General features: G+C 60.2%; 9 protein-coding genes. 2 read left to right on the plus strand and 7 right to left on the minus strand.

Translation table 11 applies throughout. From position 1 onward, the window contains the following. Window position 1: 1 nt before the first annotated feature. From QF039_RS28235 to QF039_RS28250, 4 genes are all read right to left on the minus strand, one after another. Window positions 2–592: a hypothetical protein gene (locus tag QF039_RS28235; RefSeq protein ID WP_307521818.1), complete on the minus strand. Its 591-nt coding sequence runs from the start codon at window positions 590–592 to the stop codon at window positions 2–4. Then, window positions 558–3,062, minus strand: a complete 2,505-nt coding sequence (locus tag QF039_RS28240; protein ID WP_307521820.1) for a fimbria/pilus outer membrane usher protein — start codon at window positions 3,060–3,062, stop codon at window positions 558–560. The genes QF039_RS28235 and QF039_RS28240 overlap by 35 nt, the downstream gene beginning before the upstream one ends. Window positions 3,063–3,069: 7 nt before the next feature. Then, the gene (locus QF039_RS28245; protein ID WP_218173584.1) at window positions 3,070–3,786 is read right to left on the minus strand and encodes a fimbria/pilus chaperone family protein; all 717 of its coding nucleotides are present in this window, start codon (window positions 3,784–3,786) and stop codon (window positions 3,070–3,072) included. 121 nt (window positions 3,787–3,907) lie between these two features. Further along, complete coding sequence (locus QF039_RS28250) at window positions 3,908–4,567, minus strand: DUF1120 domain-containing protein (RefSeq protein WP_307521823.1); 660 nt, start codon at window positions 4,565–4,567, stop codon at window positions 3,908–3,910. Window positions 4,568–5,039: 472 nt separating this feature from the next. On the opposite strand from QF039_RS28250, the gene ppx reads away from it, so the two are divergent. Beyond that, window positions 5,040–6,542 (plus strand): exopolyphosphatase, encoded by a 1,503-nt coding sequence (gene ppx / locus QF039_RS28255; protein WP_003214007.1) that lies wholly within the window; start codon window positions 5,040–5,042, stop codon window positions 6,540–6,542. 186 nt (window positions 6,543–6,728) lie between these two features. On the opposite strand, the gene ppk1 is transcribed toward ppx, so the two are convergent. Beyond that, entirely contained in the window at window positions 6,729–8,957 is a 2,229-nt protein-coding gene (ppk1, locus tag QF039_RS28260; RefSeq protein ID WP_003214009.1) for a polyphosphate kinase 1, read from the minus strand. Window positions 8,958–8,975: 18 nt separating this feature from the next. Further along, the gene (hemB, locus tag QF039_RS28265) at window positions 8,976–9,989 is read right to left on the minus strand and encodes a porphobilinogen synthase (RefSeq protein WP_087693295.1); all 1,014 of its coding nucleotides are present in this window, start codon (window positions 9,987–9,989) and stop codon (window positions 8,976–8,978) included. A 229-nt stretch (window positions 9,990–10,218) separates the two neighbouring features. On the opposite strand from hemB, the gene QF039_RS28270 reads away from it, so the two are divergent. Next, a complete protein-coding gene (locus QF039_RS28270; RefSeq protein WP_003214015.1) occupies window positions 10,219–10,857 on the plus strand; it encodes a DedA family protein in 639 nt (212 codons plus the stop codon). Here QF039_RS28270 and QF039_RS28275 read toward each other — a convergent pair. Then, window positions 10,838–12,073, minus strand: coding sequence for a sterol desaturase family protein (locus QF039_RS28275; protein ID WP_003214017.1), 1,236 nt, complete (start codon window positions 12,071–12,073; stop codon window positions 10,838–10,840). The genes QF039_RS28270 and QF039_RS28275 overlap by 20 nt on opposite strands. Window positions 12,074–12,149: the final 76 nt, after the last annotated feature.

The following is a 12,149-nucleotide window of genomic DNA, read 5'->3' on the forward strand; positions in this document are numbered from 1 at the left end:
ATCAGGCCCCGGGCGCCCACTCAAAACCGCCCTGCCCCTCAAATGTCGTTTCATCCCTGACGGCCAGCAAAGCCGCAGGCAGGAAGGTCTCGACGTTGACCAGGGCGGTGAAGCGGCGCCCATGCACCGGCATACCCGCTACGTGTGCAACAAGCCTATGGCCCGGCAGCAATCGTCCGGTCGCCGGCTCTTCAGACAGGTGCGGCATTACCAGCTCAACGGATTTTCCATCGACTTGAGCGGACTGCAGGCTCAGGGTGAAATGCCCCTGGCGCCCAAACCGAAAGCCCTCCAGGCCTGCGGGTACGCCCGTAAAGCGCAGCGCCATGGATACCGGCGCCTCACAGGCCATGTTCAGGCGAAGCGTGCGCTTGCCCAGCGCGATCTGTGGGTGGCCCCGCTCGGCTTGGCGAACCAGACCGTAATCAACCCGGGGCTGGCTCAAGGACACCTGGCAGTTATCTGCCCGCGCCTCATTGGCCAACACCACGACAAACAGCAGCAGGTAAAGGATAAGCCCATGACGCAGGCGTCCACCGTCAAAAGGCCCCACCGGCTCAGAGGGTACGGCAGAGCGCCGAACCTGTTTCATAGAATTTGTCGTCATTGGATTCTGGCTCAAGGTTCAGTTGCAACAAGCAGGTGCTTGAATCTGGCAAGGAGATGTTCAGCGCTCGCGACTCATCCAGGCTGTTTAGGAAGACCATGCCCTCGCCCACGACGCTGGTCAGGAAAGCATTGTTGCTGTCGAGAACCGAGGCTCCCTGGGGCAAGGGTTGGCCGTGCGCGTCACGGACCTCAAGCAATACACGGCGCACTTTCACTACTTCGAAATCGATCGTGTTGAAAGAACCGCGTCCGGCCGCAAGGACCTTGGTGCCGTTTTTCAGATCGATGCGCTTGGGCAGGGATTGGGTTTGCACCTCGACATTGCTGCTGCGGTAGGCAGGCAGGCTGGCGATCACCGCCTGCCCGCGGTAGTCAGTCCAGACCGGCCCCTGCGGCGTCGAAACCTTGGCTGCCCCGACATTACCCACCGAGACAATTCCAAAGGTGTCCTGGACGGCATAGGGCGAGAACGTCATGCCTCTGTCGTGGGCCACCACGCCGCCCTGCAATTGGCCGGTATACCCGGTGCTCAATGAATCATGTCGCACACCCAACCCTATCTGGGTGTAACGCGGCATGGCATTCACGCGGGCGTGAACAGCCTGTGTACGGCTCGCCTGCTCACGCGCAACCCCCACTTCATAGTTCACATAGTCGTTGACCCGATCGCTGAAGGCGGTCCCAAGATCGAACCTGTCGCCCCGCCGACTGGCATACGAGGTGACGCGGCGATCCCCACCGAACGGCACGGTGACCTGCAACCGAAGCGAAAGCCCCTTATCCGACACATCGCTGCGCTCATCTCGAACGGTGTTCTTGACCTTGCGCGGTCGAGAGCCGCCCACCCGGGAATCCGCAATCAAAGCCACCTGGGTGCCATTGAACTGCTGGTTCCATGAGGCAAAGACGTGTTCGGCGGAGCGATCATCAAATTGCGAGCTGCGGGAATAACTGACGGAAAAGCCTCCCAGGGACGGGTCGACCCAACTCAAACCTACCGTGTATTGGTCCTTGAAGCGGGCATCCCGCTGGTCACGCCGCGTCGACTGCCCCACTTCCAGTACTTCGCGATAATCCCGCGTCTGGGTAGTGGCACTCGACGTCATTTCAATGCCGGCGAACAGCGGACTTCCCACGGTGACGGAGCTGCGAGCCCCGGTAACTTCGTCCCGGCCATCGCGAGACAGGTTCTGGCGCACGCCAACCGAAAGGTGCTGGAAAAAAACACTGCTCCACACGCCACCCGCCGCCTGGTATTCGTCGGTACTCAACAGGCCGAATCCCAGTGACGAGTTGCGCCCCAATCCCCAGGTCCCACTGCCCATCGCCACGACCGGAGGCTCCCCGGCACCCGGATTTGCCCCGCGCACCTTGCCCAGGGAGAAGTAATAACCGGGCTCTATCGGTACCGCCCCCGCAAAGGACGCGGCAGGGACGGTGAACCCATGCCTGCCACCGCGAGTGCCAATGACACTGACCTCAAGATCGCTGGTGCCATTGAGTATGGGTAATCCGGTCAACGTGAACGGACCTTCCGGTACCAGTGTGGTATGGATCAACACCCCGGCCTGGCGCACCTCGACCCGGGATGGGCTCTGGGCCAAACCTTCGACCACCACGCTGCTGCCACCCGGGCTGCGCGATTGGCCATCCGGCGAGAGCTGGAAACCCGACAGCTGTAACCCACCGAACACCGGGTTGTTGCTGGAAATCTGCCCGACCTGGAAGGTCGACTTCAGGGGCGCGAAATCGCGTTGGGCGTAGGCATTCACATGCTCGCTGCTGCGCTTGCCGTTATCGGAGACAAAGAATTGGCGGCTTCGGACGATCCAGTTGCCGATATTGAATCCCGCCTCGGTGTAGGCCGAAACCGAGCGGGAAGAGCCGCTGTTGAAGCGCTCGTCGAACCCCTGAACATCGTAATTGAACAAGGCTGCCGTGCCGCCCTGGGAGAAACTGCCCACATCCCATTCGGCCTCGCGCATTGACTGAGTAGGCACCACCAGCGATACCTCATCGCTGCCGGGGCGCAACTTGACGATGGTCGCGGGGTAAGCACCGAGAAAGTCATGACACGCCTGATCGGGCGCGATACCTGGCCGAATAATCGCGGCTGGCAACCGCAACCCGGCCTTGTCCAGCAGGACCGGGGTAAAACACAACTGCCCCAGGTAATCGAAGCGTGCCTCCACCAGGCCCAATGAGGTGCCGTTGACCTGCAGCCCCACCACGTGCACGCCCTCGCGGAATCGCGCAGCACTGCGAAAATAATGGGCAACCTTCGGGTCGATCCCGTTCGCCGACAAGACCGCCAGATCAAAACCCGATCCAAGCTCCAGCGCGTAGGCGGGAAGGCTCCACAGCGTTGCCAGGCCGATACAAGTCCGGGAAACCGAGGTTCGAATGGGTCGTACAGAGAGGCTCCAATCGTTTGCATGGGTAGCATTTCTCATAGACCGCTCAACCCGCCTCGACAACAACGGAGGCTTCATAGGCGGTTGCCGAATACCCGTAGACCGTCGCGGGTTGAATCTCGACACCGCTGACCTGGGCCACCGCCTCTTCGATGCGGGTCGATAACACTTCGCCAGGCAGGATATAGGTGCGCGGCAATATCGCCGGGTGCCTCGACGGCAGCAGGTGCACCTCCAGCCCCATCCGGACCACGTAAGCACTGTCGTTATGAACCGTCAGCCGATTTCCCCGCAGCTTCCACTTCAGCAACTTCCATGGCTCCTGATGCCGCGGCAAGCCCTGGGGATGCAGGATCAGCGGTAAGTCCTGTCGAATGGTCACTCCAATGGTCGAGCGCCCTTCGGCGCGCGCCTGCGGAATACCTTCAAAGGTGACGCGCTTCAATCGCTGAGTCTTGAGCGGCTGCTTCAAGGTACTGATAAACCGCACAAGTTGTGTTTCGCCCGGTTCGACACGGGCGATAGGAGGCGTAACGATCAAGAGTGTCTCCGGATCTTCCGGGACGTTTTGAATGACTGTGTGAAGTAAAGCAGGGCCAGCGTCCGTATTTTTTACGTTGATCGTCGCTTCACCGTTCTCTTCATAAAGAATAACAACGGATGTTTCCGGCTCCATCCCATCCGCTCTTACACTGCCAGAAACTAAAAAATAAAGATTCGCACACCAGAACAGAGCATTAACTGCATTTAAAAGACGACTCATTGAACTCTACCCGCAACCAGATAACGCACCGTTGACAATCACGAAATACCTGTACGCATATAAAGAGCCAGCACGAAGCCACGGCGCGACCGCCTGCTAAATGCTGGCCATGTTTAGAGAGTTAGATTCGAGTCACTACCAAAGTAGCAGCTCCATTCAATTGAATATCCCTGCTGAGATCCAGTGCATCGCCGCGATTGATCACAGCCTTGACTACGAGAGTGCCGGTAACGGAAGAGACCGCGGCTGGAGTTGTGTTGTTATTACGGCTCCAGGAGTGCTGGTAAGGAGATTTTTCGACCTTGCCGTCACTGGTGCTCCAGGCACCGCCGGAGCTTGTCCTTCTAAGCGGGTACAGCGTAGCGCCGACAGTGGTCAAGGTGGCGAGCCTGATCGAATAGCCACCGGTATTCCTGGTTCCGACCGCGCCAAGACCAAAGTTGTGGTTGTCGGTGAAGCCGGTTCCCAGGATCCCCCTTACGACACTGTTTGTTTGTGAGTCAGTAACGGACAGTGCCATCTGGGCAGCCGCCGCACCACAGTTGACGCTTAACGGCAGCGACTTTTCCGGCAGAGGATAGAAAGAGGTCAGCGGAATGCTCGACGCATTGATCGTACCGTAATCAACGGTGCCGCCTGTGGCGCCGAGGTTTACCGTGCATGCAGCTGGTTTAATGGTTCCGGTGACTCTCAGGTTTCCGGCACCACTTGTATTTGCTTGAGCACCCATGCTTACCGCCAGGCCAACGACCACTATTGCCAAACCAAATGTTCTGTTCATGTTCATCCTGTCACTGAAGTTCTCAGGTGCATGTGGTTCGCCGGGCTATTCCATGCCCAACTGCTATCAACCTTGATAGGCAAACTACAAATAGTTAACACCACGGCTTAATTGCCGAGTGACAGTCTCTCTCGTAAACACCCGAAGAAAGAATGAGACGACGCCTGAACTAGTGTCAGAGCGGTAAAAAAACAATGTCCCTTTAGATCATCCTTGCAGTAGTCCTGACTTAATTATCGACTGGAACAAATAACCCAGCCATGTAGGCATATTCAGGAAGCCTATTAAAGCTGGAGATTTCCGTTACTCCACTTGCCCTACGGAACAATCGCCAGGCGCATCAAGAATCGCCCTACATATCCTGCAGATTTTCCTCCAAGACACCGATGAGCGAATTCCGGAAGCACTACGCGTTGGCGTCAGCGGTTGATCGTGGCACGATGGCGAGGTTATCGACCGAGACCCCTTAACCATGCCGCAATCCCAAGCCAAGAATCTGTCCCTGATCGCCGCCATCGACCTGGGCTCCAACAGCTTTCACATGGTCGTGGCTAAGGCCCAGAACGGCGAAATCCGCATCCTTGAGCGGCTCGGCGAGAAAGTGCAACTGGCTGCCGGGATCGACGACGAGCGTCAGCTCAATGAAGAATCCATGCAGCGCGGGCTCGATTGCCTGAAGCGCTTTGCCCAACTGATCAACGGCATGCCCCCGGGCGCCGTGCGGATCGTCGGCACCAACGCCCTGCGCGAAGCCCGCAACCGGGGCGAGTTCATCCGCCGCGCCGAGGAGATCCTCGGGCACCCGGTAGAGGTCATCTCCGGCCGCGAGGAAGCGCGCCTGATCTACCTCGGCGTGTCCCACACCCTGGCCGACACTCCGGGCAAGCGCCTGGTGGCCGACATCGGCGGTGGCAGTACCGAATTCATTATTGGCCAGCGCTTCGAGCCGCTGCTGCGCGAAAGCCTGCAAATGGGCTGCGTCAGCTACACCCAGCGCTATTTCAAGGACGGCAAGATCACCCCGGCCCGCTACGCCCAGGCTTATACGGCGGCGCGGCTGGAGATCATGAGCATCGAGCACGCCCTGCACCGCCTGACCTGGGATGAGGCCATCGGTTCGTCCGGCACCATCCGCGCCATCGGCCTGGCCCTCAAGGCCGGCGGCCATGGCACAGGCGAGGTCAACGCCGAAGGCCTGGCCTGGCTCAAGCGCAAGCTGTTCAAGCTGGGGGATGCCGAGAAGATCGACTTCGAAGGCATCAAGCCTGATCGCCGCACCATTTTCCCGGCGGGCCTGGCGATTCTCGAAGCGATTTTCGACGCCCTTGAACTGCAACGCATGGACCACTGCGATGGCGCCCTGCGTGAAGGGGTGCTCTACGACCTGCTGGGCCGTCATCATCATGAAGACGTCCGTGAGCGCACCCTCAGCTCGTTGATGGAGCGTTACCACGTCGACCTGGAACAGGCGGCGCGGGTTGAACGCAAGGCGCTGCATGCTTTCGACCAGGTCGCAGCGGATTGGGACCTGGAAGACGGCGTGTGGCGTGAACTGCTGGGCTGGGCGGCCAAGGTCCATGAAGTGGGGCTGGACATCGCCCACTACCATTACCACAAGCACGGCGCCTACCTGATCGAGCACTCGGACCTGGCGGGTTTCTCCCGTGAAGACCAGCAGATGCTCGCGCTGCTGGTACGCGGCCACCGCCGCAACATCCCCCGGGACAAGTTTGCCGAGTTCGGTGCCGAGGGCATCAAGCTGATTCGCCTGTGCGCGCTGCTGCGGTTTGCGATCCTGTTCCACCACATCCGTGGTACCCAGGAAATGCCGCAAGTGGTGCTGCGGGCCAATGCCGACAGCCTGGACGTGGTATTCCCGAAGAACTGGCTGGATGAAAACCAGCTGACCCAGGCGGATTTCGCCCAGGAAGCCGAGTGGCTGACGCGGGTTGGGTTCACGCTGAACGTGCGCTGATATGAGTGAGTGACGCGGAGCGTCACAGGATGTATTCCCACGCAGAGCGTGGGAACAATCTAACGCCACAAAACAAATGTGGGAGCGGGCTTGCTCGCGAAGGCGGAGTGTCAGTCAACAGATTCATCGACTGATCCACCGCTTTCGCGAGCAAGCCCGCTCCCACATTTTTGACCGCGTCGGTTTTTAGTTTACCGTCAGAATCGGGCTGCCCAGCTTCTCCAGCAATGTCGCCTGGGCGCTGCGCGGGTTCTGGTTGCCGGTCGGGGTGTTGCGCACGTAGCGCCCGTCCGACTGCAGGCTCCAGCTGTGGGTGTTATCGGTGAGATAACTCTCCAGCTCCTTCTTGACCCGCATGATCAGTTTCTTGCCTTCCACCGGGAAGCAGGTCTCCACGCGTTTGTCGAGGTTGCGCTCCATCCAGTCGGCACTGGAGAGGAACATCTGCTCCTCGCCGCCATTGAGGAAGTAGAACACCCGCGTGTGCTCCAGGAAGCGCCCGATGATCGAACGCACGTGGATGTTATGGGAGACCCCGGCGATGCCCGGCCGCAGGCAGCACATGCCACGCACCACCAAATCGATACGCACACCCGACTGGCTGGCCTTGTACAGCGCGCGGATGATCTTCGGATCGGTCAGCGAGTTGAACTTGGCGATGATGTGCGCCGGCTTGCCTTCGAGGGCGAACTGGGTCTCGCGGGCAATCATGTCGAGCATGCCCTTCTTCAGGGTGAACGGCGCGTGCAGCAGTTTCTTCATGCGCAGGGTCTTGCCCATGCCGATCAACTGGCTGAACAGCTTGCCGACGTCTTCACACAAGGCATCGTCAGAGGTCAGCAAGCTGTAGTCGGTGTAGAGCTTGGCGTTGCCGGCGTGGTAGTTGCCGGTGCCCAAGTGGGCGTAGCGCACGATCTCACCGGCTTCGCGGCGCAGGATCAGCATCATCTTGGCGTGGGTCTTGAAGCCGACCACGCCGTAGATCACCACCGCACCGGCCGCTTGCAGGCGGCTGGCCAGTTGCAGGTTGGACTCTTCGTCGAACCGCGCCCGCAGTTCGATCACCGCCGTCACTTCCTTGCCGTTACGCGCGGCGTCTACCAGCGCATCGACGATTTCGGAGTTGGCGCCGGAGCGGTACAGGGTTTGGCGCACAGCCAGCACGTGCGGGTCCTTGGCGGCCTGGCGCAGCAGGTCGACCACCGGGGTGAAGGACTCGAACGGGTGCAGCAGCAGAATGTCCTGCTTGCTCACCACACTGAAGATGTTCTCGCTGTTTTGCAGCAGTTTCGGGATCTGCGGGGTGAACGGCGTGTATTGCAGCTCCGGGTGGCTGTCCAGACCAGTAATGCTGAACAGGCGCGTCAGGTTCACCGGGCCATTGACCTGGTACAGCTCGGTCTCGCTCAGGTTGAACTGCTTGAGCAGGTAGTCGGACAGGTGTTTCGGACATGTGTCCGCCACTTCCAGGCGCACCGCATCACCGTAGCGACGGGAGAACAGCTCGCCGCGCAGGGCGCGGGCCAAGTCTTCGACGTCTTCGGAGTCCAGCGCCAGGTCGGCGTTACGGGTCAGGCGGAACTGGTAGCAGCCCTTGACCTTCATGCCCTGGAACAGGTCATCGGCGTGGGCGTGGATCATCGACGAAAGGAATACATAGTTATCGCCAGCGCCCCCCACCTCTTCCGGTACCTTGATGATCCGTGGCAACAGGCGCGGTGCCGGAATGATCGCAAGGCCCGAGTCGCGACCGAAGGCATCGATACCTTCCAGCTCGACGATGAAGTTCAGGCTCTTGTTCACCAGCAGCGGGAACGGGTGCGTCGGGTCGAGGCCGATGGGGGTGATGATCGGCGAGATTTCGTCGCGGAAGTAGCGGCGCACCCAGGTCTTGATCTTGGTGGTCCAGTGACGGCGCCGGATGAAGCGCACGTGATGCTTTTCCAGTTCCGGCAGCAGGATGTCATTGAGGATCGCGTATTGGCGGTCCACGTGGCCGTGTACCAGCTCGCTGATGCGGGCCAGGGCCTGATGCGGTTGCAGGCCGTCGGCACCGGCTTGTTCACGGGCGAACGTGATCTGCTTCTTCAGGCCGGCGACACGGATCTCGAAGAACTCATCCAGGTTGCTGGAGAAAATCAGCAGGAATTTCAGCCGCTCCAGCAACGGATAGGACTCATCCAGCGCCTGTTCCAGCACGCGGATGTTGAATTGCAGTTGTGACAGCTCGCGATGGATGTACAGGCTGCTGTCATCCAGGTTGGTAACCGCAACCACCGGTACCGGCGCGGCAGCGGGCGCTTCGGCCACCACGGCAGGCGGGGCCGGCTCCAGCTCCGGCGGGGTCTCGGTAGCTTGTTCGACCACCGGGTGAGCGTCTTTTACGGCAACTTCTGTGAGTCCTTCGGTATTCATCGAGTGTTCCTGTGAGGGCTAGTGTTGCTCTCTAAGCAATTGGGCGGCGCGGGCGGCGAAGTAAGTCAGGATGCCATCAGCACCCGCGCGTTTAAAGGCAGTCAGGGATTCAAGGATCACCCCTTCACTCAACCAACCATTCTGGATCGCGGCCATGTGCATGGCGTATTCACCGCTGACCTGATAGACAAAGGTCGGCACCTTGAATTCCTCTTTGACCCGATAAAGGATGTCGAGGTACGGCATCCCGGGCTTGACCATCACCATGTCGGCGCCTTCGGCCAGGTCCGCGGCCACTTCGTGCAGGGCTTCGTGGCTGTTGGCCGGGTCCATCTGGTACGAGGCCTTGTTGGCCTTGCCCAGGTTCAGCGCCGAACCCACCGCATCGCGGAACGGGCCGTAATAGGCGCTGGCGTACTTGGCCGAGTAGGCCATGATGCGCACGTTGACGTGTCCGGCCAGTTCCAGGGCTTCGCGAATCGCCTGGATGCGACCGTCCATCATGTCCGAGGGGGCCACCACCTGGGCGCCCGCTGCGGCGTGGGACAAGGCCTGTTTTACCAGCGCATCAACGGTGATGTCGTTCTGAACATAGCCTTCTTCGTCGAGAATGCCATCCTGCCCGTGGGTGGTGAACGGGTCCAGCGCCACATCGGTAATCACCCCCAGCTCCGGAAAGCGTTCACGCAAGGCGCGGGTGGCGCGCTGGGCGATGCCGTCGGGATTCCAGGCTTCGGCGGCGTCCAGGGACTTGAGCCCGGACGGCGTGACCGGGAACAGCGCCAGCGCCGGAATCCCCAGTTCAACCCAGTTCGCGGCCTCTTCGAGCAGCAAATCAATGGTCAAGCGCTCCACGCCCGGCATCGACGCCACCGCTTCCCGACGATTTTCACCGTCCAGCACAAACACCGGCAGGATCAGATCATTCACCGTCAGCACGTTTTCACGCACCAGGCGCCGGGAAAAATCATCACGACGGTTGCGACGCAGACGAGTGGCGGGAAACAGGCGGTTGGCGGGGGTAAAGCTCACGGCAGACTCCTGAGCCCGGCTTGACGGGCGAGCGTGACAGTTATAAGCGGCCATTATGACGAAGGAATTACAGTTGTGGTTAGCTCATGCGCCGTAAGGCAACCGGCGTGCGACCTGTAGTCGCATTCGTCGTTTATGTAGGAATTGTTCACTTCGTGACACATCTCGATACTTTCATGAATGTTCACGAAGGCGTAGGCTGCGCGTTCATTTCGCCAGCACCCAGACCATGCTTCAACAATTTCTGCATGACTTCGGCTACTTTGCGCTGTTCCTAGGCACCTTCTTCGAAGGCGAAACCATCCTGGTTCTCGCAGGCTTCCTGGCGTTCCGTGGATACATGGATATCAACCTGGTGGTGGTCGTTGCCTTTTTCGGCAGCTACGCCGGCGACCAGTTGTGGTACTTCCTGGGACGCAAGCACGGCCGCAAACTGTTGGCGCGCAAGCCGCGCTGGCAACTGCTGGGCGACAAGGCCCTGGAGCATATCCGCAAGCACCCGGACATCTGGGTGCTGAGCTTCCGGTTTGTCTACGGTTTGCGCACGGTGATGCCGGTGGCCATTGGTTTGTCGGGCTACCCGCCGGGCCGCTACCTGTTGCTCAACGGGATTGGCGCCGCCGTGTGGGCCGCTGCGCTGGGCGCTGCGGCTTACCATTTCGGCGCGGTACTGGAAGGCATGCTGGGCAGCGTCAAGAAATACGAGCTGTGGGTGCTGGGCGCACTGCTGGTGCTGGGCCTGGGCTTGTGGATTCGCCGGCGCGTCAAGAACGCCCGCCTGACCCGCGAAGCCTGTGCCGCCGAGAAGGTTCGCCTGGCGGCCGGCGAACCTGAAAAAGCCGAAAAGCCTACGACGCCAGTCGAGTAAGCCGGTCTCTGCAACAGTAGAGGCCGATGCCGCTGAGCAAGCTGTAACTGACCAGGCCCAGCCAGCCCAACGCGCTGGCCGGCCACAGCCCCACCAGCGGCGCCAGCCACACCAAAGGCACATTCAGTGCCAGGCGCACCAGCTCAGCCTTCAACGCCCACGGGCGATTCTCCAGCGCCACCCCCAGGGTAAACAACCCCAATGCCATCGCGCTCCAGCCCAACACCAGGGCAGCGGTCGGCAAGCCCTCGCCGAAATTCATCAGGTAGCTGCCAAAACCCACGTACGCGGCAAACTGCAGCGCGATGTAAATCTGTTGGCGCCCATCCAGCGGCACCTCGAACTTGCGGAACTGGCTCAAGTCCGGCTTGGCCATCGGGTACTTTGCCGCCACATCCGCCGGGCGCCAACCGGTGCGCATGAACCAGATCCGCAGCTTGTCCCACCCACTTTCGGTGCGCCGTGCATCACTCCACAGCTGCGCATAAAACTGCAGGTTGGCCCATAGCGGGTTCCAACTGGCCAAGGGCGTGGTCACGCCAAAGATTACCGGCTCGTTATCGTCTTCTTCCTGGAAGGAGCCAAACAGGCGGTCCCAAATAATGAACACCCCGCCGTAGTTGCGATCCATGTAGAGAGCGTTCTGTGCATGGTGGGCCCGATGATTGGATGGCGTGACGAAGAACCACTCGTACCAGCCGAGCTTCGGCACATGCCGCGTATGCACCCAGAATTGATACAGCAGGTTGAGGGACGCCACGCTGATAAACACCACCAGCGGCACGCCCAACACGGCCAGCGGCAAGTAGAAGATCCAGCTCAGCAGGAAGCCGGTGCTGGTCTGGCGCAAGGCGGTGCTGAGATTGTAGTCCTCGCTCTGGTGATGCACGGAATGCGCGGCCCAGAGGATGTTGCGCTCATGGCCCATGCGATGCAGCCAGTAGTAGCAGAAGTCATAGAACACAAAGGCGAACACCCAGGTCCAGACGCTCTGGGCCGACAGCTCGATGATCGCCAGGTGCTTGAGGGCGAAGGCGTAGGTGAGGATGCCCACCCCTTTGGTCAGCAGCCCTGTGGTGGTGGACAGCACGCCGGTGCTGAGGCTGTTGATGGCGTCGGCCACCCGGTAGTTGCGTTGGCCGCGCCGGTAGTCGGCCAGCAGCTCGACCACGATCAAGGCAATGAAAAACGGTACCGCGTAAGGGACGAAGTCCATGGGCAAGTCCGGTCAATTATTGTTACATCTAGAGTAGGTGTAGCGGCTGGATATCCCATTGGCAATGAGTGACAAA

Source organism: Pseudomonas sp. W2I6 (genome assembly GCF_030815935.1).
GTDB lineage: Bacteria > Pseudomonadota > Gammaproteobacteria > Pseudomonadales > Pseudomonadaceae > Aquipseudomonas.